Raw genomic sequence first — 25,117 nt, 5'->3', positions numbered from 1 at the left:
GCCATGACCCATCGGATCGCGGTCGTGGTGCTGGACCACTTCGCCCCGCTCGACCTCGGCGTGCCCGGCCAGGTGTTCGGGAGCGCCCGCGACGCGGACGGCGAACGGCTCTACGAGGTGGTGACCTGCTCCGAGGGCCGCATGCCGGTGCGCTGCTCGGCTGGCTACACCGTGCAGCCCGACCATGACCTCGACGTGCTCGGCACGGCCGACACGGTCCTGGTGCCGGGCATCCACGGAGGCCGGGCCCTGGTGGAGGGCACGATCTCGGAGCGGTTGTCGGCGGCCCTGCAGAATCGGCCGCGCACGATGTCGATCTGCACGGGCGCGTTCGTGCTGGCCGCCGCGGGCCTGCTCGACGGGCGGCGGGCCACCACGCACTGGAGCGATGCGGCGCTCTTCGGCCGGTTGTTCCCGCGGGTGAAGCTGGACCCCGACGTGCTCTACGTGGACGACGGCGACCTGCTGACCTCGGCCGGGGTGGCGGCCGGCATGGACCTGTGCCTGCACGTGATCAGGCGCGACCACGGCAGCGAGGTGGCCAACCGCGCCGCCCGCCGCTGCGTCATGCCGCCCTGGCGGGACGGCGGCCAGGCTCAGTACATCGACCGGCCGCTCCCGGACGGCGACGGCGACGGCACGGCGGCCACCCGCGCCTGGATGCTGGCCAACCTCGACGCCCCGCTCGATCTCAACGCGCTGGCCGCGCACGCGAGGATGAGCGTGCGCACGTTCACCCGGCGCTTCCGCGAGGAGAGCGGCGTGAGCCCGGCCAAGTGGCTCAACCGGCAGCGCGTGCAGCACGCCAGGCACCTGCTGGAGACGACGGAGCTGGGGGTGGAGGAGGTGGCCAGGCGGGCCGGCTTCGGCACGGCGGTCTCGCTGCGCCAGCACCTGCGCGCGGCCGTGGGCGTGGCGCCGCTGGCCTACCGGCGTACCTTCCGGCGCATCTGATCGGCCGCTCGCCGCAGGGCCCGGGATCCCGGCACGTTCCCCGCCTAGAATCGGCGCAAAAGATCGATGTCACGAAGGGTCGCGACATGGCCGAGGTTGACCGCTTATCTTTAGAGATCAACCCTCACGTCCCCAGCGTCGCCCGCATGTACGACTACTATCTCGGCGGCCGCGACAACTTCCCCGCCGATCGCGAGGCAGCCGAGAAGATGATCGAGATCGGCCGCCGGATGGGCAACGACGCCCGGCAGATCGCGCTGGCCAACCGCGCCTTCCTGCGGCAGGCCGTACGCGTGATCGCCGAGGCCGGCGTGCGCCAGTTCGTCGACATCGGCGCCGGACTGCCCACCCAGGACAACGTGCACCAGGTGGCCCACCGGCACGCCCCCGGCTCCCGCGTCGTCTACGTCGACAACGACCCGATCGTGTTGTCCCACGCGCGCGCGCTGCTGGCCAGGGATCCCGACGTCGTCGCGATGGAGGGTGATCTCAGGGACCCCGACGCCATCCTGGACGACCCGCGCGTCACCGGGCGCATCGACATGTCCGAGCCGTACGCGGTCCTGCTCGTCGCGGTGCTGCACTTCGTGCCCGACGACGACGAGGCCGCCAGGATCGTGGCCCGCGTCAGGGAGCGGCTGCGGCCCGGCGGCCATCTGGTGCTCTCGCACGTGTACACGGGCAACGCCGCGGCCGACGTGACCGACGCGGGCCGGTCGGTCTACCGCGGCACCACCTCCGGCGGCCTGGCCGGCCGCGACCGCGGCCAGATCGCCGCCTATTTCGACGGTCTCGACCTGATCGGCCCCGGCGTCGTCCCGGTCGCCGACTGGACGCCCGACGCCTCCCCCGACGGCCCGTACGACTACGTCAGGCCGGGCATCCTCGCCGGCGTCGGCCGCGCGTGAGCCGGGCCGGTCAGCGCTGTTCCCGCGCGTAGGGAACGCCCGCGCTCCTCGACCTGAGCAGGATCACCAGCGACTCGCCGAGCAGGCCGACGCCGATCGGCACCGGCCGCCGGGCATGGACCCCGCGGTGGAGACCGAGCGGCTGGCCGCGCTGATCGACGGGCTCACCCTCGCGGGCGTGCTCCACCCCGAGCGGATGACGCCCAAGCTGATGCGCGACGCGCTACGCCGCCACCTCCAGGCTTTCGCCGAACCACGTCCTTAGCGCCTCGTCCAGCGACTCGCCGGGCGTGCCTGCCCAGGCCACATAGCCGTCGGGACGTACGAGCACGGCGTCGGGGCCTTCGGAGGCCACCACCGGGCTCCTCAGATGGACGGGCCGGGAAGCCCTGCCGCCAGCGCGCGGAGGGCGTCGCGCAGCAGGGGTGCGAGCGGGATCGGCGGGTCGGCGCGCAGCCAGTGGCCGACGGCCGCCTGGACGGCCGCGGTCGCGGCGCCGGCGACGAGGTGGGGGTAGAGGTCACGGGAGCCGTCGGTGCCGGTGCGCTCGGCGATGGCCGCGGCCAGGGCGCCGTCGGCGGCGAAGGCCACCCGCAGCGACTCGGCCCGCAGCGCGGGCTCCCTGGACAACATCCGGATGCTCGCCAGCAACTCGGGAGGCGGCGGCGCGTGCGCGTCGCCCGCGTGCTGTTCCCACGGCTCGACCATGGCCTCCGTCAGCGCCTCCCACAGGGGCTCCTCGGAGGGCCGCCCGCGCAGCACCGCCACCGACCGCTCGATCCGGTCGGTGTGGCGGGCGGCGATCGCTTCGTGCTTGCCGGCGAAGTAGTTGTTGAACGTCCGGGGCGAGACGCCGGCCTCGGCGGCGATGTCGTCGACGCGGACGCCCTCCAGCCCCCGCTCCAGCGCGAGCCGGAGTGCGGCCGCCATGAGCGCCTCACGTGTGGCACGCTTTTTCCGCTCCCTCAACCCGCTCACGAGAGCAGCTTAGCCAAACGTGCGGTATGCGCAAATTTTCGGATCACGCAGAAATCATGAAGAGACGAGTCTCACAACAGCGGATCCGCGACGGGGACCGCGCTGTAGTCCTCTCCCGCGACCGGGCGGATCTCTCCCCAGTGCACCCATCGGGCCCGCCGCCCGCGCGACTGCGGCGGCCCCAGCAGGAACCCCCAGCGTGCGCCCCTGGCGTCGTCGCCCCAGGCCAGCAGATAGTGCCTCTCACGGGCGCGGATCGTCGCGGCGTGCTCCACGATGGGCGGCCTCCAAAGCTCGGGAAGTTCTTCGGGACTGAGATCCATGACGACCATTATACGAACTCATATTCGATAAACCTAGGAGGACACTCCCCACCTTCAGCACAACGCCCCTCCAGAACCCGGTACGGTGCGCAGAACACATAACATCGTCGGACCATCAAAGTCAGCCTGAGAAGTCATGCTCAATTAATGAGAACCCGTTTAGCGTGTGGTAAGGCTGGTTAGCTGCAAGCTGCGGACACCCCGTAGGCGACACACCGACGCAGGGCCGCGGGATGCGGATGCGTCTACAACAAGTCAGGATGGATTTATGCGGATCTTGGTCCTCGGCGGCGACGGATACCTCGGATGGCCGACGGCTCTCCACCTGTCGCAATGCGGCCACGAGGTGGCGGTCGCCGACAACTTCGTACGTCGTCAGTACGACCTGGAGCTCGGCGTGGACAGCCTCGTTCCGATCGAGTCGCTGCACACCCGCGTCACGGCGTGGCAGGAGCGGACCGGCAAGACCATCGACATGTTCATCGGCGACCTCACCGACGCCGACTTCACGTACGCGATGATCCGCGACTTCCGCCCCGACGCCGTGGTCCACTTCGCCGAGCAGCGGGCCGCCCCCTACTCGATGATCGACCGCAAGCACGCGGTCTACACGCAGACCAACAACGTCGTCGGCACGCTCAACCTGCTCTACGCGATCGCCGAGATCGACCCGGAGATCCACCTGGTCAAGCTCGGCACGATGGGCGAATACGGCACGCCCAACATCGACATCGAGGAGGGCTGGCTGGACCTGGAGCACAAGGGCCGCAAGGACCGTGTGCTCTACCCCAAGCGGCCCGGCTCGTTCTACCACCTGTCCAAGGTGCACGACAGCCACAACATGGAGTTCGCCTGCCGCATCTGGGGCCTGCGCGCCACCGACCTCAACCAGGGCGTGGTCTACGGCCAGGAGACGCCCGAGACCACGCTCGACGACCGGCTGGCCACCCGGTTCGACTACGACGCCGTCTTCGGCACCGTGCTCAACCGATTCGTCATCCAGGCGGTGCTCGGCCACCCCCTGACGGTCTACGGCTCCGGCACCCAGACCCGCGGCATCATCGACATCCGCGACACGGTCCGCTGTATCCAGCTCGCCTGCGAGAACCCGGCCGATCGCGGCGAGTTCCGGGTGTTCAACCAGATGACCGAGTCCATGTCGGTCAGAGACATCGCCGCCACGATCTCCGAGTCCTTCCCCGGCGAGGTGACCATCGACAACCTCGACAACCCCCGCGTCGAGAAGGAGGAGCACTACTACAAGGTGACCCACACGGGCCTGGTGGAGCTCGGCCTGGTGCCGCACCTGCTGTCCGACACGCTCATCACGTCGCTGTTCGACGTGGCCAAGCGCCATGTCGACCGGGTCCGTGAGGAAGCGCTCCTGCCGGTCGTCAACTGGCGCAGCCCGGGTGCGGAGCGGACCAGTGAGCGCTGACGAGGGAGCCTTCGCCCGCGCCACCGGCCGTACGGCGGAGCGCGAGGACGGCGGCCCCGACAAGCCCCGTTATCGCCGCTACCAGTACGACCTGATCGCCCCCCATTGCGGACGCAGCGTGCTGGAGGTCGGCGCCGGGCTGGGCGAGTTCGCCGCGCAGTTCACCGGCCTCGACCGGCTGGTCGTCACCGACGTCGACCCCGACGCGGTGGCGCTGCTGAAAGAGCGTTTCGCGAGCTCCGCCGAAGTGGAGGCCATGCAGTTCGACCTCTCCTCCGGCGCGCAGCTGGAGCGGCCGGTCGAGACGGTGATCGCCATCAACGTGCTCGAACACTTCGAGGACGACGCCGAGATCCTCAGGCAGCTGGCCGGTTCGGTCACGCCGGGCGGCACGATCGTGCTCTGGGTGCCCGCCTACATGAGCCTGTACGGCGAGTTCGACCGCAAGGTCGGCCACTTCCGCCGCTACACGCCCGCCACCCTGCGCGACGCCGCCCGTCGCGCGGGGCTCGGCGTGACGCTGGCCAGGCCGGTCAACCTGCTGGGCGGGCTCGCCTGGTGGGCCGCGGTGCGCATGGGCAAGGCGGGCTCGCCGAAGGCGGGCGCCGTCGGCCTGTACGACAAGGTCATCGTGCCGGTCACCCGGGTGCTCGACCGGGTGCTGCCGATCCCCTTCGGCCAGTCGGTGCTCGGCGTGCTCCGTGTGCCGCACGACGGGGAGCGCACCGGCCGTGATTGACCTCCGCCGCTTCCTCCGTGGCGCGCTGCCACGCATCTTCACGCGCTACACGCTCGGTTCAGTGGTCGCGGCCGTGGTGAGCGAGGTGACGCTGCTGGTGGCCTACGGTCAGGAGCTGCTGGGAGCCCAGGCGGCCGCGGTGGCCGCCTGGGCCCTGGGCGCGGTGACCAACTACGTGCTCGCCCGCCGGTGGGCGTGGCGGCGCAGGGGACGCCCCCGGGTGCTGCGCGAGCTGCTGCCGTTCTGGCTGACGTCGGTGACGGGGCTGCTGCTCACCACGTGGGCGACCGGGGTCGCCCACGATGTGGGGCCCCGGCTGTTCGCCACCGACGGAGCACGCGTGGTGTTCGTGGGCGCGGTCTTCCTCGGGGTTTACGGCGTCCTGTTCATGGCGAAGTTCTGCTTCTTCCACTACTTCGTCTTCGCCGACCCCCGGGCGGGCTCCGCCGGCGAGGCGGACGAAGAAGGCGAGGCGGCCGCGGACGGCGCCGAGGACCCTGACCGCGCTGTGCCGCGGCGCTCCCGGAGCCAGGTGCCGAGCACCACGCGCAAATAGCGGTAGCCGTAGACCAGGTTGCCGCCCTTCTTGGTCGTGCCGGCGACCCGCAACCGCATCGTCGCCGGCACCTCCAGCACCTTGTAGCCCCGCGAGATGACGCCGATGAGCAGCTCGGACGACTGGTACTGAGGCTGCTTCAGCGTGACGGCCCCGGTGACCTCGGCACGCATCGCGCGCATGCCGAAGGAGGTGTCGGTGATGCGCTGCCCGGTCAGCAGACTGATCATCCGGGCGAAGACGTGCACGCCAAGGCGGCGCACGCGGTCGTAGGTCTCCTGGTGCCCCAGCACCCGCGAGCCGGTGACGAAGTCGGCCTCCCCCCTCACCACGGGAGAGAGGATGCGCTCGATGTCGGCCGGGTCGTACTGCCCGTCGGCGTCGGTGGTCACGATGTAGCGGGCGCCGCCCGCCCTGGCGATGCGGTAGCCGAGCCGCAGGGCCGCGCCCTGCCCGCGGTTGACGGGGACGTCACAGACCAGCGCGCCGGCCTTGCGGGCCACGGCCGCCGTGTCGTCGGATGCGCCGTCGACGACCACGACGGTCGCCGTCTCGTGCCCGGCGATGACGGCCGGGATCGCGCTGACCACGTCGCCGATGCCGCGTTCTTCGTTGTAGGCGGCGATGACGATCGCGATGGGGGGAAGGTCGCCGCCGTACTCGGCGGTGAACTCCGCCATCGCGGCGGCGTCGATCCGCGCGTCGGTCTTCGCCAGGTGATCGGCGGTCATGCCAGGCCCTCCACACCACCCGGCACGAAGTCCGGCCACACGGTCGGCAGGCCGGTGGTCAGATCGTGCCGCGGTTCGTACCCGAGTGTCTTGGCCAGCGACGTGTCGAGCACGACCGCCGGCATCTCTCCTTGCTTGGCGGCGACGTGCTCGACCGGGATCGGCGCCCCGGTGACCTCGCGGGCCGCCTCGATCAGCTCGTTCACGCTCACCGAGCGCCCCGAGCCGACCACCAGAGGGCCGTTGTGGCCCGTGCGCCAGGTCACCTGGACGGCTTGGACGATGTCGTCCACATGGACGTAGTCGCGCAGCTGGGTGCCGTCGCCGTACACCTGTACGCCGGCGTCCTCGGCGGCGGCGCGCATCAGCCGGGGCACGAAGCTGTCCTTGTGACGCATCCCCTGGCCGTAGACGTTGGCGAAACGCAGCGCGCAGGTCTGCATGCCATAGACGCCGGAGTAGGCGCTCAGCAACATCTCGCCCGCGGCCTTGGTCGCGCCGTAGGGGGTGAGCGGGCGCAGCGCCTGCCATTCGGTGATGGGCGCGCTGCCCACGTCGCCCGTCACGGCGTTGGTGGACGCGAACGTGAATCTGGGCACCTCCCGCTCGCGGGCGAGTTCGAGCAACCCCGCGGTCGCCGCGACGTTCACCTCATAGGTTCCGGTGGGGTCCTCGACCGAGCGCAACACCGACGTGACCGCCGCGAGGTGCACGACGCCGTCGAGCCCCGCGGACACGGCCGCACCGCGGACCGCAGGGTCGCGCAGATCTCCCACCACAGAGCGCACCGCGGGGTCGGGATGGGCGTTCAGATCGGCCACCACGACCTCGGCACCTTCTGCGAGCAGAGCCGCGACCAGGCGTCTGCCGATGAAGCCTGACCCTCCCGTGACCAGCACACGAGCTCCGGCGAACTCCGACATTCGCCGCTCCTTTCGCTTGACGTTCTGGAGACCCTACCGGCGCAACCTGTAGATTCGCTCAATCCGGCTGCCCACGTTGGGGGTGTTCAGACACGTCACACGGAGCCGTCGCGCACTTAACGTAGGCTACGGTTTTCTTCATCCTGATCGTGACAGCCGAGATCGGAGCCACCCCATGGAGTGCCGGTGACCCCCGAAGTGATGTTGGGGCCGCCGTTGGCCGTCGGTTTCGCTCTGGCGGTGCTCGCCCAGCGCAAGGGCTGGGCCCCGCCGTTGTGGATGGCGCTCTGCGCCGGAGCGGTGCTGCGCGTGCTCACCATGCTGCTGGCCCCCCAGATGGCCGTCCAGCCCTACGACTTCGAGCACGACTTCCGCGACGCCGCCAACGCGGTGCTCGACGGGCTCAACCCGACGATGCACCTGCGTGAGGGGGGCTGGCATTTCCTGCCGCTGCTCGCCTACGTGCTGGCCGGGCAGCAGGAGCTGGGAGAGACGCTGGGGCTGTCGTGGGCCGTCGCCGGCCGGATCGTCCCGATCGTCGCCGATCTCGCGCTCATCCCCCTCATCAGCAGGCTCGCGGCCGAGCGCGGGGCGCTGCGCGGCTTCCAGTACGCGTGCCTGCCCCTCGGCGTCCTGGTGAGCGGGCTGCACGGGCAGTTCCCGCCGATCACGCTGCTGTTCGGCGTGGCCGCGCTCCTGGCCGCCCGCAGCGGTCGCGTCCAGCTCGCGGGGCTGCTCATCGGCCTGTCGGTGTCGTGCACCCACTGGTCGCTGCTGCTCGTGCCGGGTGTCGTGCTGGCGGTGCCCGGCCTGCGCCGGCGGGTCACGGTGCTCGTCTGGACCGTGGTGGCGCCCCTCGCCATGCTGGCCAGCAGTGCGGTCTTCCTCGACACCGCGGTCACCGAGCTGCCCGCCCTGGTGCGCGCCATCATGTCGACCCGCCCGGTGGTCGGCGACTGGGGCTGGACGGCCGTGGCGACCGGCGGCGAGCAGATCGTCTCGCCCGCCTTCGGCCGGGTCGGCCTGGTCATCCTGGCCGCCGCGCTCCTGGCCGCGCTCTGGTGGTGGCGGCGGGCCGAGCCTGAGGTGCTGACCCTCGCCCTGCTCCTGGTCTTCCTCATCGTGACCTACCGCCTGGGCGCCCAGTATCTGCTCTGGCCGCTGCCCTATCTCCTCGCCCGGCCGCCGCGCGGAGCATGGAGCGCCATCACGCTCACGAGCCTGTGGGTGACGGTCGGCTACCTGCACCTGATCTACTTCCTGACGGGCATGGAATGGGGAACGGCCCACCGGGTGTGGGTGTTCTCGTCGCTCGCCGTCATCGCCGCGCTGGTATACGCCCTGCCCTGGCGGGAGCGGGGCGTGCCCGCGACCGGTTCGGCGGCCGGCGTGCAAGGGCTTTCGGATGGTCATGAGCCGGCGGTGAACGGCCGGCGGTGATGCCTGGGCCGCTCACCCCTCCGACAATATGTGCGCACCGGAAGCGTGCATAACGCCGCTCCTTTTCAAGTCCCGAAATTGTCGGGGTCCCGCGCGGCGTGAGAGGTGAGGACTTAGCATCTCCCCATGGACGCCCACCAACCGGCCGAGGGTGGCGTAAAGCGGAGAGACACCCTCATCGTCGGAGCGGTTCATCTCCTTGCAGTTCTCCTCGGCATAGCGGCCGGTCCAGGTTGGCTGGATTTGGACCTGGCCGCTCTGTTTGTCGGATATGCCGCACTGGCCGCCGCCGTGCTCGTCATTATTCGCAAACCGTTGCTGGACCCGCCTCCCGCGACCCTGGCCATCGTGATCTTCACTGTCGTCACCCCGGCCCTGGCCGGCCTGGCAGCCCACGGGATCTTCCGGGCGGTCGCCAGCGCGGAGGGCCACCCCGTGGCCGTGAACTGGTCTCTCAACCCCCTCGACCAGGGTCGCACGGCCGAGGCGGAGGTTCGCTTCGAACCTGGATATACGCGGCTGCGTGTTCCCGTGTCGTACACAGACCCCGCGAAGGGGTTGGGGTCCTGCCCGAACAACCGGGTCGATGTTCTGATGGACGGCCGTCAGCCGAACGAGAAGAAGGAGGACTTCGGCAATGGGGATTTCGCCGAGTTCGAGATAGCCGAGAACACGAGCCGGGTCACCTTGTCCATGGAGCTGATCTCCACACAGAACTGCTCGATATCCATCAACACGAAAAACGTCACACTCCATCGGTGAGGTCCAGATGAAGTCCGGTAAGCCCTCACGGAGTATCAGCATTCTCGCGGCGGCGCTTCTCCTCGTGACCGCCTGCGGGGCTGCGGCGCCTCCTCCGCCCCTGGACGCCGACATCGTCTCGGTGGGCGTCAAACTGTACCCAGGTCTGTCTCCGGTGAACAGCCACCTTCCGGTGGGCTTCGAGGCACAGGCTCGGAGCAAGATACTGAAGCACGCGGGCGTCCGGGAGTCGGCACCCACTCCTGTATGGACGAGCAACTGGGAGACCGCGCTGAGCAACGGGAAAGTCCACATGGTGATGGGGATGATCTCCGACAGCGACCTCAGGGCGGTCAAGTTCCGGCTTGCCCGCTCCTATCTGCGGACCGACATCGGGCTGCTGACCCTTGCCGACGCCGAGCCGGTCCACAAGGTCCCCGACCTCGTCGGCAAGACCATATGCACGGTGGAGGGCACCACGGCCGACGAAACAATGAAGGTGCTGCAGAACTCCACCGGCCTGCATCTCACCTCCGTCTCGACCCCGGAAACGTGCGTCGAGAAGGTCAGGAACAAGGAGGCCTACGCCTACAGCACAGACCGGATCATCCTCATGGGATTCACCACCCAGAGTGAGAATGTCAGCAGGGAGACGGGAAAATCCCTCTTCCGGGTGCCCGACCTGCCGTTAGGAAGGCAGCAGCACATCTCGATAGCGCTGCACAAAGATCATGGCGAAGCGTGCCGGCGCCTGGTGAGCGCCATCGACACATATGTCAGGAGCAACGACTGGCTCGCCGACCTGCGAGGCCAGCTCATCGATGAATATCTGAGACTGGCGCCCGGCAACCCTCATCTGACCGACGAACAGATCAGGGAAAAGTTCGAGCCGAAGACGATCAACGCCGACCGTTGCGCCGACGGGAACGCGCTTGCAGCCCCCGCCTAGGACGATGTGGGTGGAGCTATGGGGATTCGAACCCCAGACCTCCTCCATGCCATGGAGGCGCGCTACCAACTGCGCCATAGCCCCTTGTCGCGTGTACGAGTGTAGCCGACTTCCCGACCGCCCAAGCACGCATACATCCGGCGGAACAGGGGACCGGCTCGGCGTGCGCCCGTGACGCCGAACCGGCCCCGGGTGGTCAGCCGACCGACCTGGCCTTCTCGATGAGCGTGGCGAGCTCCGCCACCATCGGGTCCTCGGAGTCGGTGGCCAGCCGGGAGGCGTGCTCCCCGAGCGTGGACAGGTCCAGGCCGAACGCCTTCTTGTCCCGCAGGTAGCCGGCGAACGCGGCGACGATTACGTCCACCTGGAGCCGGACCGGCGCCTCGTCCCACACCGACCCGGCCAGATCGTCCGCCCGCAACGACGCGCTCTCCTCGGATGCGGCCCTGGTGTCGGGGTCCTGCCAGCGCACGGTGGCCTGGGCGAGCTGGCCCTTGGCGCCGGGCTTGAGCCGCAACGCGTACAGCGCGGTGACGGAGTGGCCCGGTCCGATCTCGCCGCCGTCGCGGGTGTCGTCGCGGAACTCGTCGGCGTCCAGCGCGCGGTTCTCGTACCCGACGAGCCGGTAGCTCTCCACCACGGAGGGGTTGAACACGACCTGCGCCTTGGCATCGCGCGCCCGCAACTCGATGGTGGCGGGCAGCTGCGTGGTGAAGATCTTGTCGGCCTCCTCCTGGGAGCTGACGTAGACGGCCATGCCGTCGCCGTTGTCGGCGAGCTGCTCCATGAGCTCGTCCCCGTAGTCCCTGCCGACGCCGACGGTGAGCAGCGTGACCTGCTTGCCCGCGTGTTCCTCGACCCGGTCGAGGATGGCCTGCCACTCGGTGCTGCCCTGGTTGGCCAGGCCGTCGGAGAGCAGGATGACCCGGTTCGTGGCGGCGGTCCTGAACGCCTTGGACGCCTCCTCGTAGCCGGCGACCAGGCCGCTCTCCAGGTTGGTGCCGCCGTCGACGGCCAGCTGGTCCACGGCCTCGCGCAGTTCCTCCCTGGCGGTCAGCGGGGTCATCGAGGCCAGCACGGTGGCCTCGTCGCTGAACGCCACGATCGACACCTGGTCGCCGGGCGCGAGCTGGTCGAGCAGCTTGTTCAGGGCCGACTTGACGAGGTCGAGCCTGCCCGGTTCGGCCATCGAGCCGGACACGTCGACGACGAACGTGAGGTTGGCGGGCCGCCGCTGGGCGGCGTCGGTGCCGCGCGTCTGCAGTCCCACGCGCATGACCGCCTCGTCGCGGGACGGCAGCTTCGCGCCGTCCACGTGCACGGTGAAACCGTCGCCTGACGGCTGCGCGTAGTCCTGCCTGAACGCGTTGACCCACTCTTCGGGACGGATCTCGGCGGGCGCGGGCCAGCGGCCCTCCTGCAGGGTACGGCGGGCGTAGCCGTACGACGCGGTGTCCACGTCCAGGGCGAACGTGGAGATCTGCGCCGTGGTGGTGTCCTTGTCGCCGTCCTCCTCGGCGTTCGCCGTCCGTGTCGCCGACGGGGCCGGCCGCCGGTCGGCACTGCCCACCGATTGCGCCGCCCGTTCCCCGTCCGCCGAGCCGCCTGGGCCACCGCAGGCGGCGAGGGTCAGTACGGTCACCAGCCCGACGCCGGCCACCATGGGACGAAACTTCATCACTTCCACCTCCGCCCCGTACGACGGAATCGATCCAGCAGTGGCCGGGCCGGTGACGTAAGCGAGCGCAAACCGCGACCGTCGCGTGATCAGTTGTGACAAATGGTGTATTTGAGGTAGGCATGACGCCGTGCGCGTGTATCTGGGTTTGGCCGCGAAGCGACATGACATTCCCGCTGATGTCCTGAGCAGGGTCAGGACCGTTATCGAAACGGCCTTTCCGGTGCCCGCCGACGTCATCCGCGCACGGGAATGGCACGGCAGGGGCGTGTCGCTGCTCGCGTGGACGAACGAACCCGACGACACGCGGCAGCCGCCGCTGATCTCCGAGCACGACGGCCGGGTCATCGGGCTGAACGGCCACCTGGCCGATCCGGCCGACGTGACCAGGCTGCCCGGCGACGGAGTGGGCGGCTGCTTCTCCGCGTGGATCGCCCGCGACGGCGAGCTGACCGCGAGCACCGCCGTCAACCGGGTGTGCCCCGTCTTCTACGCCGAGACGCCCGACCTGCACGTCGTCGGCAGCCGCGCTCTGCTCGTGCACCTGGCGGCCCAGCCGGTCGACCGGATCGAACACGACGTGCTCGCCCTGCAGACCATGATCAGGCAGGGGTTCTTCCTGTCGGACGAGACGCCGTACAAGGGGGTGACGGCGCTGCGGCCGAACGCGCGGCTCGACGTCCGGGACGGGCGGCGCGCCATCGCCGAGACCCCGCTGCCGGAGGCGGCGCCGGCGCCCGCGTCGGCGCGGGCCAAGCGGGCGGCGACCGGCGAGCTGGCGGAGGCGCTGCTGGCCACCGTCGCGCCGCTGCGCGACCTGAGCGAGCCGGTCAACCTGGCGCTGACCGGCGGGCGCGACACCCGCATCCTGGCGGCGCTGCTGCACGCGGCGCGGGTGCCGTTCCGGGTGACGACGAACGGGCTCGACAGCCACCCCGACGTGATCATCGCCCGGCAGATCGCGGCCCGGCTGAAGGTCGAGCACACCGTCATCGCTCCCCAGCAGACCGCCCAGAAGGACGCCGTACTGGTGGAGCACCCGCTGAGCCGGGCCTGGGAGACGCTGCGCACGTGCGAGGGCATGACGTCGGCGTACGAGTCGATCGTCAGCTACCTGCCGTATTCCGGCAAGCCCACCATGTCAGGGCAGAGCGGTGAGACGCTGCGCGCGGGCAGCCTGAACCTGCTCCAGACCGACCTCGGCGACAAGGCGCTGCAGCGGCGCATCACCACCACCTTCGCCAAGGACGAGAAGTTGTTCACGGCGGAGGCCAACGAGCACGCACGCGAGCTGGCCAGGCCGTGGCTGGCCAGGCCTGACCGGCTGGAGGCCCTCGACCACATCTACATCTGGTACAAAGTGGGCCGCTGGCAGGCCAGCGCCCGCGCGGGGTCGCTGCGGCGCGGCGACCCGGTGCGGCCGTTCCTGGACAACCGGGTGGTGCGCGCGGCGCTGAGCCTGGACCAGGGCTGGCGCCTGTCCGAAGAAGTGATCTATGACCTCATCCTGCGCTTCGCCCCTCAGCTGCGCGATGTGCCGATCGAAGGGAAACCGTGGCGGTTCGCGGAGGGGATGACCAAGCGGTGGCCCTGGTCCCGCCTGCCCGCCGGGCACATGCCCACCGCGAAGACCGGCGGCGGGTGGAGCTGGCGCACCAGCCCCGGACCCGCGCTGACGGACATCCTGCGCACGCAGGTGCTCGGCAACCTGGACGCCCTGACCCCCGTCGTGAACCCGGACGAGGTGCGCGCGCTCTTCGCCGACCCCGTGGTCAGGAAACCGGCCCAGGCCTGGCACCTCTACACCGTCAGCACCCTGCTCACCGGCCTCTATCCCGGCAAGGAGCCCGAAGGGCTGGAACAGATCACGGTCTCCAGGCCGGATCCCGCCCGATGACGCCGAGGAGACGGTCGAACACGGGCGCGCTCTCCGGCACCGGCACCTCCTCGCCGAACGCACCGCGCTCGCGGCCCGTCGGCGCCATCTGCTGGGCGAATGCCAGCAGCGCGGCCGCCGTCTCCTCCTCCACCTCGTAAATCCTCCCCGTCGCGCGGGCGAGATCCCACCCGTGGGCCACCAGGTCGGTCAGCGCCATATGGGCCAGCACACTCTTCGGCAGGCCCATGCCCTGGCTGACGCCCTCCCACGACTCCGGCCGCGCCCAGACGGCCAGCATCCGCTCGACCCGGTCGGGGAAGTCACCGGTGTATTCCTTCTGCGGCAGGAACTCGCCGTCCTGGGCCAGCGACTCGAACAGGCTGGCGCCCCACTCCAGGTGGTTGATCAGCGCTTTCACGTCGTAGTCGGCGCAAGGGGTGGGCAGCGCGAACTCGTCCTCGCCGATCTCGGTGACCAGCTTCGACGTGCGTTCGGCCGCGCCACGCAGCATCGTCAGCGTCTCGTTCATGACGTACAGTTTGCCAGCGCCGCCGCGCCCTCCACGCGCATCACCAGTGCAGCAGGAGCAGTTCGGCGGAGAACCCCGGGCCCAGCGCCATGAGCACGGCGGGCGTGCCGGGCCGGCCGCGCGTCTCCTGGAGGACGTGGAGCACCGACACCGACGACAGGTTGCCGTGCTCGCGCAGCGACCGCCACGTCACGTCGAGCGCCCTGGGCGGCAGGCCGAGGGTTTCCACGATCTTGTCGATGACCCTCGGACCGCCCGGGTGGCAGACCCAGGTGGCGACCTGCTCGGGGGTCAGGCCGTAGTCGGCGAGGAAGGCCTTGATGTCGGCGGCCAGCACCTGCTCGACGAACGCGGTCAGCTCGGGGTCCAGCATGATCCGGAAGCCGTGGTCGCCGACGGTCCAGCCCATGAGGTGCTCGGTGCCGGGATAGAGCCTGCTGCGGGTGGCGACGACCTCGGGGCCCTGACCGCGCCCCGTCGCCACGACGGCCGCCGCTCCGTCGCCGAAGAGGCCGCTCGCGACCAGGTTCGCGATCGAGGTGTCGTCGCGCTGGATCGTCAGCGAGCACAACTCCACGCAGACCAGCATCGCGACGTGGTCCGGCCAGCCGCGCAGGTAGTCGTACAGGCGGGACAGGCCGGACGCGCCCGCCGCGCAGCCGAGCCCGAACACCGGCGCCCGCTTGACGTCCGGCCGCAGGCCCACCCGCTGGGCCAGCCTCGCGTCGAGCGAAGGGGTGGCCAGGCCGGTGGTCGAGCAGAACAGCAGGTGATCGATCTTCTCAGGGCGCTGGTCGGCCTTCTTGAGCGCGGCCCGCATCGCCTGCTCGCCGAGATCGAGGGCGGCTTCGACGTACGCGTCGTTCGCGCGGGAGAAGGAGTCGAGCTTGGGATAGTCGGCCAGCGCGAGCGCGAGATTGCGGCCCTCCACACCGGTCGCGGTGTGGAAGCGCCGCAGCAGTTCCTCATCGCACTCCGTCAGCCGGGAGAACGCCTCGGTGATCTCCGCCTGCTCGTAGCGGTGATCAGGGAAAACGATCTGTACCCCCGAAATATGCATGGACATCTCCTGCCGCTGAGCGGCCCTGGCTAACATGCCGGCCCGCTCCCGCCGCCTCCTTCAGGTCAGCGGGGTCAGCCGCCACAGGGAGGTCGTCTCGGCGGCGCGAGCCGCGTGCAGCGGGTCGTTCTCGTCCTTCGGCCGGTCATGCCGCGGCGCGGCGTCCATGCGGTCCACCACGCGCAGCCCCGCCTCCTCGAACCAGGCCAGCAGCGCGGCGCGCGTGCGCAGGCCCAGGTGCTCGGCGAGGTCGGACAGGACAAGCCAGCCCTCGCCCGCCGGTTCCAGATGCCCGGCCAGGCCGTCGAGGAACCCGCGCGTCATCCGCCCGCCGGGGTCGTAGACGGCGTGGTCGAGCGGGGAGACCGGCTTGGCGGGCAACCACGGCGGGTTGCAGACGATGAGCGGGGCGCGTCCGGGCGGGAACAGGTCGGTGCGCACGATCTCCACCTGCTCGGCCAGGCCCAGCCGGGCGATGTTGGCGCCGGCGCAGGCGACGGCCCGCTCGTCGAGGTCGGTGGCGACGACGTGGCGGACACCGCGCCTGGCCAGCACGGCCGCCAGCACGCCCGTGCCCGTGCCGACGTCGAACGCCAGCCGGTCGCCGGGCAGCGGCGCCTCGGCAATGAGATCGACATATTCGCCCCTGATCGGGGAGAAGACGCCGTGATGGGGGTGGATGCGCGCGCCGAGCGCCGGGACGTACACGCCCTTCTTGCGCCATTCGTGGGCGCCGATCACGCCGAGAAGCTCGCGCAGCTGGCCGACCGCGGGACGGGCGTCTGCGCCGTACGCCTCGGTGCACGCCTCCCGCACGTCCGGCGCCCGGCGCAGCGGCACCACGTGGCCGGCGGCGTACGGGATGAGCAACATGCCGAGCGTGCGGGCGCGCTGGGACTGCGCCTGGCGGTAGCGGTGGAAGCCGCTGCCGGGCGCGGCCGGCTTGCAGCGGCGGCCCATGGCGCGCAGGAGCTGCCGGGCGTTCTGGAAGTCACCCTGCCACAGCAGCGCGGTGCCCTCGCAGGCCAGCCGGTAGGCGGTGTCGGCCTTCATACGGTCGTCGGCGACCACCACGCGCGCCGGCGGCGGCGCGCCCAGCGCCGTGCGCCACGGCGCCGATCGTTCCTGTCCCGCCTCACTCCAATTGATCATCAGAACCCGACCGTCTCACGGACCGCGCCCGCGCGGCCACTGTTTTTGCGGGCAGGAGCCCTCTCACCAGCGCGCGCAGCCCCTGTTCGTACGTGTCGCGCGCGGTCAGCCCGGCCCACCGCCGGCCCACCTCGCTGAGGCGGGCGTATTCCCGCGCGTCCAGCTCGGCGAACACGCGGTCCCGGTACGTCATGCTCCCATCCTCGCGCCTCTTCGCCGCTGCCGCTCGCGCGGCGATCTCGCCCGCGGTGTAGTGCCAGATGATCCGGTAGGCGTCCATCGCCTGCTCGATCGTCAGCCCCGCGCTCGACGGCGACCACCGCACCTCGGCGACGAGCACCCCGAGCTGGCCGAGGTGCTGGCCACGCTGCGCGCCGAGCACCAGATGGTGGCCAGGATCATGGAACGCGTCCGGCGCTCTGAGGCCTATCCCCGCCGAGCGGGAGCGGCACGGGGGCATGAGCTTCACCGGCACTCTCCGCCCGCACCCGCACCCGCGCCTGGAGGCCGGTCATGCGGCCCCGCCACGTCACCGGCCGCCTGCGCCTGCGCCGGGGTGGATCAGAGCCGGTAGTCGAAGGTGTAGGAGTGGCCGCCGTCGGGGGCGATGACGATGCCCATTTCACCCCTGAGGCCGCGCAGCTCGCCCGTCGCCGAATCGGGCACGACCGAGATGCGCAACGACTGCTCGCCCGCGTCGCTGACGGCGTCGTGCTGGACGACGAAAGTGCCCGAGCGCCCGTGCAGGGTGCCTTCGATGCGTTCCAGCGCCACGTACGAACGCGAGTCCTCCACGGGGGTGGTGGCCACCATCATGGTGACCACGCTGGTGCCGGTCAGGTCTCCGTGGAAGGTCTTGGTCAGGGTCACGAGCCCGAGCGAGACGCCGTCGCGCTCGTCGAAGGGCGGCTTGGCGTCCCAGCCGGCGGTGTCGAAGGTTCCCTTGGCGGTCATGGGCTCATCGTGCCGGACATACCTGTCAGGTTCCGTCAGGTACCGGCGAGCCTTTCGACCACGGGCGCGAAGGCGTCCATGCACTGGGCGTTCACCGTCACGTACGAGATCCCGAGCCGGTCGCGGCGGCGCCGCAGGACGTCGGCCATCTCGTCGACCGTGCCGGTGAGGATCCCGCTGCCGGTGCGGCCGAAACGGCCGAACAGCCGGCCGGGCGGCTCGCCGCCCGCGACCGCGAGGTTCATGCTGAGCTCCAGTTCGTCGTAGCGGTCGCCGGCCAGCTCGTACAGCTCGTCCAGCTTCGCCGCCACCCGCTCCTCCGGGTGGTGCGGCGGCACGCCGATCGCGACCGTGTCGGCCTTCCCGGCGGCCAGCCTGAGCAGCTTCGTCCCGGCCGCGGCCACCAGGACCCGCACGTTCTTGACCGCGTCGATGGTCCTGGAGATCCGCTCGATGCGCTGGCCCGGCGTGCCGAACCTGACGCCGAGCGCGGCCGCGTCCTGCTCGGCGTCCGGCCGGCCCGCCCCGAGACCCAGCTCGAACCGGCCGCCGGTGAGCGTGTGCAGGGTCGCGGTCTCCCACGCGACGGCCTCCGGCGTCCGGTACGGGGCGCTCACGACGTACGTGCCGACGCGCAGGGTCGTCGTGGCCGTGGCGGCGACGGCGGCGGCCGTGAAGGGCGAGAGCGTGGCGATCGTGTCGGGCACCAGCAGCGTGGCGTAGCCCAGGCGCTCCGCCCGGCGGGCCAGGCCGGTCCACGAGGCGGCGTCGGGCGCTTGTCCGGCGACCGCGCCGAAGCGGAACGGGAGATGGTTCATGGTCCAACGATCGTGGACACCCGTGCCCGGCGCATCGTCCCCCGGACCTGTGATCCCCTACATCAGGGGGCGCAAGCCCCGGTGGCTTCCTACTCCCGCAGCAGTATCCGGGTGAAGTCGTTGGCGAACTTGCCCTCCGGGTCGAGCCGCCCCACCAGCGAGCGGAAGCTTTCCGGGCAGGGCGGCCACACGGTGAACAACTTGCCCCAGTGGGGCCGCGGCTCGAACGGGGCCAGCGTCTCCTCCACCAGTTTCAGCACCGGCAGCACCGCGGCGACGTCGCGCACCCAGGTGAAGTGGATGCCCACGCTGTCACGACCGTGGAACGGGCTGAGCCACAGGTCGTCGGCGGCGACCGTGCGCACCTCCGAGATGTGCAGGACGGGCCGGATCCGGTCACCGATCGCGAACAGCTCGCGCAGCGCCTTGACCGCGTGCTCCCTGGGCAGCAGCAGCTCCGACTGCAGTTCGTCGCCGGCGCCGCTCGGCGGGTGGTCGGCGCGGAAGTGCGGCAGCCGATCGTGCCACGGGCCGGGCACGCCGAGCTGGACCGTGCAGTTGCCGGCCGGCATGCCGGGCAGCGGGTGGCGGGGGCCGTCGGCCGGGCGGGTGGCGTACCAGCCGGGGCTGGTCAGCTCGTCGGCGCGCTTCAGCCAGACGCGGGTGTCGCGCCAGTCGGTGAAAAGGCTGACGCTGTAGCCGCTCGCCATGATCTCGTCGAAGTCGCCGAGCGCGTCCGCGGGCAGCCCCTCGCGGACGTACTGGCGCAGTTCGAAGGCGGGCACGAGGTCGAGCGTCAGCGACGTGACGACGCCGAGCGCGCCGAGCGCCACCACCGCGCCGGGGAAGCCGGCGTCGCCGCGGGAGAGCGTCGGCACGGAGCCGTCGGCGGTGACGAGGTCGAGCGAGGACACGGCGGCGGCCAGGCCGGGGATGCCCTCCCCCGAGCCGTGGGTGCCGGTCGCGACGGAGCCCGCGACCGAGATGTGCGGCAGCGAGGCCATGTTCGCCAGCGCGAACCCGGCCTGGTGCAGCACGGGCGCGAGCCGCGCGTACGTCATGCGCGCCGGCACCCTGGCCGTGGCCGCCGCGCTGTCGATCTCCACGGCCTCGGGCATGCGGTCGAGGACCACGAGGTCGCCGGTGGCGTCGGCGACCTCGTTGAAGGAATGGGCGCTGCCCAGCGCCCGCACCCGGTCGCTGGCGGCGACGAGCCGCTGGAGCTCGTCGAGGGAGGTGGGATGGTGCACGTCTCGAGCGCGGAATGCGGTGTTGCCCGCCCAGTTCGTCAGCGTCACGGCCCTCACCCTGCCACAGTCGTCCCCTGTCGATCATGCCGGGGTCGCCCGCCCCGACGGGCGGCGGCGCGGGGAGGCCGCCGCCCGTCGGCTGCGTCAGAAGCCCTGGGCCAGGCGGTAGTACGCCTGGTTCCAGCGCAGCTCCTTGGCGAACCGCTCGGTGGTCGTCCCGGCGTCGATGATCACGAGCTCGACGCCGAGCATGTCGGCCAGGTCGGTCAGCTCGTCCCGGCCGACGGCCGTGGAGAGCACCGTGTGGTGAGGCGCACCCGCGGTGAGCCACGACTCCGTGGACGTGCGCAGGTCGGGGCGGGGACGCCACACCGCGCGGGCCACGGGCAGCCTGGGCAGCGGCTCGGGCGGGGCCACGACGTCGATCTCGTTGGCCACCAGCCGGAACCTGTCACCCATGTCCGCCAGGCCGACCACGATGCCGGGGCCGGGCTCGGCGTCGAAGACGAGCCTGACCGGGTCCTGCCTGCCGCCGATGCTCAGCGGGTGGATCTCACACGACGGGGTGCCGGCGGCGATGGACGGGCAGACCTCCAGCATGTGCGCGCCCAGGATGAGCTCCTGGCCGGGCGTCAGATGGTAGGTGTAGTCCTCCATGAACGACGTGCCGCCGGGCCCCATGGCCTTGAGGGTGCGCAGCAGCACCGACGTCTTCCAGTCCCCCTCGCCGCCGAAGCCGTAACCGTCGGCCATCAGCCGCTGCACCGCCAGGCCGGGCAGCTGGCGCAGGCCGCCGAGGTCCTCGAAGTTGGTCGTGAACGCCTTGAAGCCGCCGGACTCGAGGAAGCCGCGCAGGCCCAGCTCGATCCTGGCCGCGTAACGCAGCGACTCGTGACGCTCGCCGAGCAGCTCGGGGGCGACGGTGTACTGCTCGGCGTACTCCTTGACCAGCGCCGTCACGTCGGCGTCCGCGGCGGCGTCCACGGCCTCGACCAGGTCGTTGACGCCGTAGGTGTTGACGGACACGCCGAAGCGCAGCTGCGCCTCGACCTTGTCGCCCTCGGTGACGGCCACGTCGCGCATGTTGTCGCCGAAGCGCGCCAGCTTCAGCGTGCGCACCTCGGCCAGGCCGCGGGCAGCGCGGACCCAGGTGAGGACGCGCCCGGCCACGGCCGGGTCGCTGACGTGTCCGGCCACGGTCTTGCGCGGAACGCCCAGGCGCGTCTGCACGTGGCCGAACTCGCGGTCGCCGTGGGCGGCCTGGTTGAGGTTCATGAAGTCCATGTCGATGGAGCTCCACGGCAGCTCCACGTTGGCCTGCGTGTGCAGGTGCAGCAGCGGCTTGCGCAGCGCGTCGAGCCCGGCGATCCACATCTTGGCCGGCGAGAACGTGTGCATCCACGCGATCACGCCCCCGCACGAGTCGTCGGCGTTGGCCTCCAGCATGATGCGCCGGATCGCCGCCGCGTCCGTGAGCACCGGCTTCCACTCCACCGGCATGGGCAGCTGCTCGGCGATCCGCCGGGACTGCTCGGCCACCTGGCGCAGCGTGTCGTCGCCGTAAAGTCCCTGGCTGCCGGTCAGAAACCAGATGTTCAACGCGGGCTCCTCTGTCCGTAGACATTCTGATAGCGGTCGTAGAGGCGGTCGATGTCGTCCTGCGGGATGGGCAGCGGCTCGCCGAGCTGTCTGGCCACGTGGACGGTGCGGGCCACGTCCTCGCACATCACCGCCGCCTTCACGGCGGCCTTGGGATCCTTGCCGATGCTGAACACACCGTGGTTCTGCATGAGCACGGCCTTCGAACGGTGGCCCTTGAGCGTCTCCACGATGCCCTGGCCGATCGAGTCGTCGCCGATCAGGGCGAACGGGCCCAGCGGGATCTCGCCCCCGAACTCGTCGGCCATCGCGGTCAGCACGCAGGGGATGGCCTCGCCGCGGGCGGCCCACGCAGAGGCGTAGGTGGAGTGGGTGTGCACGACGCCGCCCACGTCGGGCATGTTGCGGTAGACGTACGCGTGCGCGGCGGTGTCGCTGGACGGCGAATGCGCGCCTTCGACGAGGTTGCCGTCGAGGTCGCACACGACCATGTTCTCCGCGGTCAGCTCGTCGTAGGAGACGCCGGACGGCTTGATGACGAACAGGTCCTCGCCGGGGATCCGCCCCGAGACGTTGCCGGCGGTCCAGACCACCAGCCCGTACCGGACCAGCTCGGCATGCAGGCCGGCGACGATTGTTTTCATGGCCTCACTCCGATCGGCGGCTCGGTCGCCAGACACCGCCGCCCTCCCCCGCTCTGGTCGCTCCGCTCCCGCCGCTCCTCCGGGCGACGGCACTCCCTCGCGGGTCATGGGTGGGCCTCGTTCCTGATGGCGCGCAGGGTGTGCAGCATGTGTCCGTCTCCGAAGAAGTCGTGGAGCTTGCGGTATTCGGCGTAGAGCCGGTCGTAGGCGTCGGCGCGGGCCTGGTCGGGCACGTACGCGGCCTCCGTGCGCTTGCCCATGGCCGCGGCCGCCTCCTCGATCGAGGGGTAGGCGCCGGCGGCGACGGCGGCGTGGATGGCCGAGCCGAGCGCGGGCCCCTGGTCGGAGCCGATGGCTGACAGGGGGCGGCGCAGCACGTCGGCGTAGACCTGCATGAGGAAGGGGTTCTTCAGCAGGCCGCCGGCGACGACGAACTCCTCGACCGGCACCCCGGACTTCTCGAACGTCTCCACGATCATGCGGGCGCCGTACGCGGTGGCCTCGATGAGCGCGCGGTAGACGTCCTCCGGCCTGGTGGCCAGCGTCTGGCCGACGATCACCCCGGAGAGGTTGTGGTCCACGAGGACCGAGCGGTTGCCGCCGAACCAGTCGAGCGCCACCAGCCCGTGCTGCCCCACGGCCTGCTTCTCGGCCATCGACGTGAGCTGCTCGTGCCCGTCCGCGCCGAAGGAGTCGACGAACCAGGCGAAGATGTCGCCGACGGCGGACTGCCCGGCCTCGTAGCCCCACAGGCCGGGCACGATGCCGTCCTGGACGACGCCGCACATGCCGGGCACCTCGGCGAGCCGGTCGCTGGGCATGATGTGGCAGGTGGAGGTGCCCATGATGGCCACCATCTGGCCGGGCCGTACGGCGTCCGCGGCGGCGGCGGTGACGTGGGCGTCCACGTTGCCGACGGCGACGGCCACGCCCTCGGGCAGCCCGGTCCATCCGGCGGCCCGCGCGGTCAGCCGGCCGGCGAGGCCGCCGAGCGGGGCGAGCGTGACGCCGCCGGCCCTGTCGCCGATCCGGTCGCCCACCTGGCCGGTGGCGAGCTTGGCGGCGAACCCGGCGAATCCGGGGTTGAGCGCGGCGAGGAACTCTTCCGACGGGTAGTGGCCGTCCTGGAAGACGCCCTTGTAGCCGGCGGTGCAGATGTTGCGGCTCTCGACGCCGGTGAGCTGCCAGATGATCCAGTCGGCGGCCTCGATCCAGCGCTCGGCCCTGGCGTACACGTCGGGGGCCTCTTCGAGGACCTGCAGGGCCTTGGCGAACTCCCACTCGGAGGAGATCTTGCCGCCGTAGCGGGGCAGCCAGCTCTCGCCCCGGCGCGCGGCCAGGTCGTTGATCCGGTCGGCGTGGGGTTGCGCGGCGTGGTGCTTCCAGAGCTTGGGCCAGGCGTGCGGCTCGCCGGGCGTCTCGAAGCACAGCGGCGTGCCGTCGGCGGTGGCGGGCAGCACGGTGCAGGCGGTGAAGTCGGTGCCGATGCCGATCACCTGCTCGGGCGCGACGCCCGCGGCGGCGACCGCCTCGGGCACGGCGGTTCTGAGCACGTCGATCCAGTCCTGCGGCGACTGCAGCGCCCAGTCGGGGCCGAGCCGTACGCCGGAGCCGGGCAGTTCCGTCTCGATGACGCGATGGGTGTACTCGTGGACGGCGCTGCCCAGCTCGGCGCCGTCGTGCACGCGAACGACGACGGCACGCCCTGAGAGGGTGCCGAAGTCCACTCCGACCACGTAGGTGTTAGCGTTCACATTGGACTCCAGGGGTTATCCGGGGGCATCCCCATCATCTACCGAGTTGGGGCGGTGCTCGACCTGACGACGAAGGCGGGACGCACGACCAGGCGCTCGTACGCGGCGGGCCCCCCGTCGAGGGGCATGTCGGCGGGTGGCCCGCCGACATGCCCGTCGATCTGCCGCAGCAGCACCTCGATGCAGTGCCTGCCCACCACGTCGAAGTCCTGCCTGACCGTGGTGAGCGGCGGCGAGAAGAACGCCGACTCGGGGATGTCGTCGAAGCCCACCACGCTGATCTGGTCGGGGACGCGCACCCCCGCCTCGCTGAGGGCGCGCAGCACGCCGAGCGCCATCTGGTCGTTGGCCGCGAAGACGGCGGTGACGCCGGCCATCCGCGCCAGGCTCTTGCCCGCCTCGTAGCCGGCGCGCGGGCTCCAGTCGCCGGCCAGCGGCTCGGGCACGTCCCGGCCGGCCTCCTCGAGCACGGCGCGCCAGCCCTGCATCCGGCCCTCGGTCTCCAGCCAGTCGGACGGGCCGCTGACGTGCCACACGGTCTCGTGGCCCAGCTGGAGCAGGTGCCGCGTGGCGAGCCTGGCGCCCTCGATCTGGTCGATGCACACCACGGAGACGTCCGCGCTGTGGGTGCCCTCGACCGCCACGGCCGGCATGCCGGACGGCAGGTTCTCCAGGGCACGCGCGGCCGAGCGCTGTGGCGCGACCACCACCACGCCGTCGACCCCCTGCTCGGCGAGGTAGTCGATGGCGTCGCGGACGCCGGCCGCGTCGATCGACTTCAGGCTGACGATGCTGACGAAGTAGCCGGCGCTCCTGGCCGCCTGCTCGATGCCGTAGATCGTGCTGGCCGGGCCGTACAGCGTGGTGTCGAAGCTCACCACGCCGAGCGTCCTCGACCGCTTGGTGACCAGGGCGCGGGCGACCAGGTTGCGCCGGTAGCCCAGCCGGATGATCGCCTCCTCCACGCGGGCGCGGGTGTCGGCCCGGACGTTCGGGTGGTCGTTGAGCACCCGGGAGACCGTCTGGTGCGAGACGCCCGCCTCTTTGGCCACGTCAGCCATGACCGGCAGACGGCGTTTGGGGGTCGTCACGGTCTCTCCTTTCACTCGGCCGGGCAGGT

General features: G+C 70.9%; 26 protein-coding genes, 1 tRNA gene and 1 pseudogene. 9 read left to right on the top strand and 19 right to left on the bottom strand.

Going from position 1 to position 25,117, the window contains the following annotated elements:
* The first annotated feature begins 3 nt into the window (after positions 1–3).
* Together ABGA98_RS09455 and ABGA98_RS09450 are read left to right on the top strand one after the other, a co-directional pair.
* A complete protein-coding gene (locus tag ABGA98_RS09455; RefSeq protein WP_347617808.1) occupies positions 4–954 on the top strand; it encodes a helix-turn-helix domain-containing protein in 951 nt (316 codons plus the stop codon).
* Positions 955–1,040: 86 nt separating this feature from the next.
* Positions 1,041–1,862 (top strand): SAM-dependent methyltransferase, encoded by an 822-nt coding sequence (locus ABGA98_RS09450; RefSeq protein WP_347617807.1) that lies wholly within the window; start codon positions 1,041–1,043, stop codon positions 1,860–1,862.
* 10 nt (positions 1,863–1,872) lie between these two features.
* Here the strand turns inward: ABGA98_RS09450 and ABGA98_RS09445 are convergent, their stop codons facing one another.
* The 4 genes from ABGA98_RS09445 to ABGA98_RS09430 form a co-directional block, all read right to left on the bottom strand.
* Positions 1,873–2,049, bottom strand: coding sequence for a hypothetical protein (locus ABGA98_RS09445; RefSeq protein WP_347617806.1), 177 nt, complete (start codon positions 2,047–2,049; stop codon positions 1,873–1,875).
* A 36-nt stretch (positions 2,050–2,085) separates the two neighbouring features.
* Complete coding sequence (locus ABGA98_RS09440; RefSeq protein ID WP_347617805.1) at positions 2,086–2,217, bottom strand: hypothetical protein; 132 nt, start codon at positions 2,215–2,217, stop codon at positions 2,086–2,088.
* A gap of 11 nt (positions 2,218–2,228) precedes the next feature.
* Complete coding sequence (locus ABGA98_RS09435) at positions 2,229–2,840, bottom strand: TetR family transcriptional regulator (protein WP_347617804.1); 612 nt, start codon at positions 2,838–2,840, stop codon at positions 2,229–2,231.
* A gap of 71 nt (positions 2,841–2,911) precedes the next feature.
* Complete coding sequence (locus ABGA98_RS09430) at positions 2,912–3,163, bottom strand: hypothetical protein (RefSeq protein WP_347617803.1); 252 nt, start codon at positions 3,161–3,163, stop codon at positions 2,912–2,914.
* Positions 3,164–3,431: 268 nt separating this feature from the next.
* Here ABGA98_RS09430 and ABGA98_RS09425 point away from each other — a divergent pair, with 268 nt between their 5' ends.
* The 3 genes and pseudogenes from ABGA98_RS09425 to ABGA98_RS09415 form a co-directional block, all read left to right on the top strand.
* Positions 3,432–4,601 (top strand): NAD-dependent epimerase/dehydratase family protein, encoded by a 1,170-nt coding sequence (locus ABGA98_RS09425; protein WP_347617802.1) that lies wholly within the window; start codon positions 3,432–3,434, stop codon positions 4,599–4,601.
* Positions 4,591–5,340 (top strand): class I SAM-dependent methyltransferase, encoded by a 750-nt coding sequence (locus ABGA98_RS09420; protein ID WP_347617801.1) that lies wholly within the window; start codon positions 4,591–4,593, stop codon positions 5,338–5,340. The genes ABGA98_RS09425 and ABGA98_RS09420 overlap by 11 nt, the downstream gene beginning before the upstream one ends.
* Positions 5,303–5,704 (top strand): annotated as a pseudogene (locus tag ABGA98_RS09415) (GtrA family protein); the annotation flags it as partial. The gene ABGA98_RS09420 and the pseudogene ABGA98_RS09415, both read left to right, overlap by 38 nt.
* Before the next feature lie 47 nt (positions 5,705–5,751).
* On the opposite strand, the gene ABGA98_RS09410 reads toward ABGA98_RS09415, so the two are convergent.
* Both ABGA98_RS09410 and ABGA98_RS09405 read right to left on the bottom strand, forming a co-directional pair.
* Complete coding sequence (locus ABGA98_RS09410) at positions 5,752–6,627, bottom strand: glycosyltransferase family 2 protein (RefSeq protein ID WP_347617800.1); 876 nt, start codon at positions 6,625–6,627, stop codon at positions 5,752–5,754.
* Positions 6,624–7,550, bottom strand: coding sequence for an NAD-dependent epimerase/dehydratase family protein (locus tag ABGA98_RS09405; protein ID WP_347617799.1), 927 nt, complete (start codon positions 7,548–7,550; stop codon positions 6,624–6,626). The genes ABGA98_RS09410 and ABGA98_RS09405 overlap by 4 nt, the downstream gene beginning before the upstream one ends.
* A gap of 186 nt (positions 7,551–7,736) precedes the next feature.
* Between ABGA98_RS09405 and ABGA98_RS09400 the strand changes: the two genes are divergently transcribed.
* The 3 genes from ABGA98_RS09400 (at position 7,737) to ABGA98_RS09390 (ending at position 10,680) form a co-directional block, all read left to right on the top strand.
* Positions 7,737–8,990, top strand: a complete 1,254-nt coding sequence (locus tag ABGA98_RS09400; protein ID WP_347617798.1) for a hypothetical protein — start codon at positions 7,737–7,739, stop codon at positions 8,988–8,990.
* Between the two features lie 126 nt (positions 8,991–9,116).
* Complete coding sequence (locus tag ABGA98_RS09395) at positions 9,117–9,752, top strand: hypothetical protein (protein ID WP_347617797.1); 636 nt, start codon at positions 9,117–9,119, stop codon at positions 9,750–9,752.
* A 7-nt stretch (positions 9,753–9,759) separates the two neighbouring features.
* Positions 9,760–10,680: a transporter substrate-binding domain-containing protein gene (locus ABGA98_RS09390; protein WP_347617796.1), complete on the top strand. Its 921-nt coding sequence runs from the start codon at positions 9,760–9,762 to the stop codon at positions 10,678–10,680.
* Positions 10,681–10,691: 11 nt separating this feature from the next.
* Here the strand turns inward: ABGA98_RS09390 and ABGA98_RS09385 are convergent.
* Together ABGA98_RS09385 and ABGA98_RS09380 are read right to left on the bottom strand one after the other, a co-directional pair.
* Positions 10,692–10,764: transfer RNA gene (locus ABGA98_RS09385), tRNA-Ala, on the bottom strand.
* 112 nt (positions 10,765–10,876) lie between these two features.
* Positions 10,877–12,358: a von Willebrand factor type A domain-containing protein gene (locus ABGA98_RS09380; RefSeq protein WP_347617795.1), complete on the bottom strand. Its 1,482-nt coding sequence runs from the start codon at positions 12,356–12,358 to the stop codon at positions 10,877–10,879.
* 223 nt (positions 12,359–12,581) lie between these two features.
* On the opposite strand from ABGA98_RS09380, the gene ABGA98_RS09375 reads away from it, so the two are divergent.
* A complete protein-coding gene (locus tag ABGA98_RS09375) occupies positions 12,582–14,255 on the top strand; it encodes an asparagine synthase-related protein (protein ID WP_347617794.1) in 1,674 nt (557 codons plus the stop codon).
* Here ABGA98_RS09375 and ABGA98_RS09370 read toward each other — a convergent pair.
* From ABGA98_RS09370 to ABGA98_RS09320, 11 genes are all read right to left on the bottom strand, one after another.
* Complete coding sequence (locus tag ABGA98_RS09370; protein WP_347617793.1) at positions 14,224–14,766, bottom strand: TIGR03086 family metal-binding protein; 543 nt, start codon at positions 14,764–14,766, stop codon at positions 14,224–14,226. The genes ABGA98_RS09375 and ABGA98_RS09370 overlap by 32 nt on opposite strands.
* Positions 14,767–14,806: 40 nt before the next feature.
* Positions 14,807–15,862, bottom strand: a complete 1,056-nt coding sequence (locus ABGA98_RS09365; RefSeq protein WP_347617792.1) for a 3-oxoacyl-[acyl-carrier-protein] synthase III C-terminal domain-containing protein — start codon at positions 15,860–15,862, stop codon at positions 14,807–14,809.
* A 24-nt stretch (positions 15,863–15,886) separates the two neighbouring features.
* Positions 15,887–16,978: a methyltransferase gene (locus ABGA98_RS09360; RefSeq protein ID WP_347617791.1), complete on the bottom strand. Its 1,092-nt coding sequence runs from the start codon at positions 16,976–16,978 to the stop codon at positions 15,887–15,889.
* Entirely contained in the window at positions 16,962–17,438 is a 477-nt protein-coding gene (locus ABGA98_RS09355; protein ID WP_347618337.1) for a TetR/AcrR family transcriptional regulator C-terminal domain-containing protein, read from the bottom strand. The genes ABGA98_RS09360 and ABGA98_RS09355 overlap by 17 nt, the downstream gene beginning before the upstream one ends.
* Before the next feature lie 101 nt (positions 17,439–17,539).
* Positions 17,540–17,932, bottom strand: coding sequence for a DUF3224 domain-containing protein (locus ABGA98_RS09350; protein WP_347617790.1), 393 nt, complete (start codon positions 17,930–17,932; stop codon positions 17,540–17,542).
* Positions 17,933–17,967: 35 nt separating this feature from the next.
* Positions 17,968–18,750, bottom strand: coding sequence for an LLM class flavin-dependent oxidoreductase (locus tag ABGA98_RS09345; protein ID WP_347617789.1), 783 nt, complete (start codon positions 18,748–18,750; stop codon positions 17,968–17,970).
* Positions 18,751–18,839: 89 nt separating this feature from the next.
* Positions 18,840–20,048, bottom strand: a complete 1,209-nt coding sequence (locus ABGA98_RS09340) for an FAD-binding protein (RefSeq protein ID WP_347617788.1) — start codon at positions 20,046–20,048, stop codon at positions 18,840–18,842.
* A gap of 96 nt (positions 20,049–20,144) precedes the next feature.
* On the bottom strand, positions 20,145–21,599 hold the full coding sequence (araA, locus tag ABGA98_RS09335) for an L-arabinose isomerase (RefSeq protein ID WP_347617787.1): 1,455 nt from the start codon (positions 21,597–21,599) through the stop codon (positions 20,145–20,147).
* Positions 21,596–22,279: an L-ribulose-5-phosphate 4-epimerase gene (locus tag ABGA98_RS09330; RefSeq protein ID WP_347617786.1), complete on the bottom strand. Its 684-nt coding sequence runs from the start codon at positions 22,277–22,279 to the stop codon at positions 21,596–21,598. The genes araA and ABGA98_RS09330 overlap by 4 nt, the downstream gene beginning before the upstream one ends.
* A gap of 68 nt (positions 22,280–22,347) precedes the next feature.
* Entirely contained in the window at positions 22,348–23,979 is a 1,632-nt protein-coding gene (gene araB / locus ABGA98_RS09325; protein ID WP_347618336.1) for a ribulokinase, read from the bottom strand.
* A 56-nt stretch (positions 23,980–24,035) separates the two neighbouring features.
* Positions 24,036–25,088 carry a LacI family DNA-binding transcriptional regulator gene (locus ABGA98_RS09320; protein WP_347617785.1) on the bottom strand — a complete coding sequence of 351 codons (1,053 nt, stop codon included), beginning with the start codon at positions 25,086–25,088 and terminating at the stop codon, positions 24,036–24,038.
* Between the last annotated feature and the right edge of the window lie 29 nt (positions 25,089–25,117).

Origin of the sequence: Nonomuraea sp. B1E8 (genome assembly GCF_039871515.1) — a bacterium.
Taxonomy (GTDB): domain Bacteria; phylum Actinomycetota; class Actinomycetes; order Streptosporangiales; family Streptosporangiaceae; genus Nonomuraea.
This window is presented reverse-complemented; position numbering and strand designations above follow the sequence as displayed.

Excerpts from the sequence above, each read along its gene's own strand:
- ABGA98_RS09365 (WP_347617792.1), bottom strand. The coding sequence starts at position 15,862 with ATGTTAGCCAGGGCCGCTCAGCGGCAGGAGATGTCCATGCATATTTCG.
- ABGA98_RS09350 (WP_347617790.1), bottom strand. The coding sequence starts at position 17,932 with ATGACCGCCAAGGGAACCTTCGACACCGCCGGCTGGGACGCCAAGCCG.
- ABGA98_RS09345 (WP_347617789.1), bottom strand. The coding sequence starts at position 18,750 with ATGAACCATCTCCCGTTCCGCTTCGGCGCGGTCGCCGGACAAGCGCCC.
- ABGA98_RS09390 (WP_347617796.1), top strand. The coding sequence starts at position 9,760 with ATGAAGTCCGGTAAGCCCTCACGGAGTATCAGCATTCTCGCGGCGGCG.
- ABGA98_RS09455 (WP_347617808.1), top strand. The coding sequence starts at position 4 with ATGACCCATCGGATCGCGGTCGTGGTGCTGGACCACTTCGCCCCGCTC.
- ABGA98_RS09395 (WP_347617797.1), top strand. The coding sequence starts at position 9,117 with ATGGACGCCCACCAACCGGCCGAGGGTGGCGTAAAGCGGAGAGACACC.
- ABGA98_RS09360 (WP_347617791.1), bottom strand. The coding sequence starts at position 16,978 with ATGATCAATTGGAGTGAGGCGGGACAGGAACGATCGGCGCCGTGGCGC.
- ABGA98_RS09380 (WP_347617795.1), bottom strand. The coding sequence starts at position 12,358 with ATGAAGTTTCGTCCCATGGTGGCCGGCGTCGGGCTGGTGACCGTACTG.
- ABGA98_RS09405 (WP_347617799.1), bottom strand. The coding sequence starts at position 7,550 with ATGTCGGAGTTCGCCGGAGCTCGTGTGCTGGTCACGGGAGGGTCAGGC.
- ABGA98_RS09410 (WP_347617800.1), bottom strand. The coding sequence starts at position 6,627 with ATGACCGCCGATCACCTGGCGAAGACCGACGCGCGGATCGACGCCGCC.
- ABGA98_RS09450 (WP_347617807.1), top strand. The coding sequence starts at position 1,041 with ATGGCCGAGGTTGACCGCTTATCTTTAGAGATCAACCCTCACGTCCCC.
- ABGA98_RS09430 (WP_347617803.1), bottom strand. The coding sequence starts at position 3,163 with ATGGATCTCAGTCCCGAAGAACTTCCCGAGCTTTGGAGGCCGCCCATC.
- ABGA98_RS09425 (WP_347617802.1), top strand. The coding sequence starts at position 3,432 with ATGCGGATCTTGGTCCTCGGCGGCGACGGATACCTCGGATGGCCGACG.
- ABGA98_RS09370 (WP_347617793.1), bottom strand. The coding sequence starts at position 14,766 with ATGAACGAGACGCTGACGATGCTGCGTGGCGCGGCCGAACGCACGTCG.
- ABGA98_RS09355 (WP_347618337.1), bottom strand. The coding sequence starts at position 17,438 with ATGCCCCCGTGCCGCTCCCGCTCGGCGGGGATAGGCCTCAGAGCGCCG.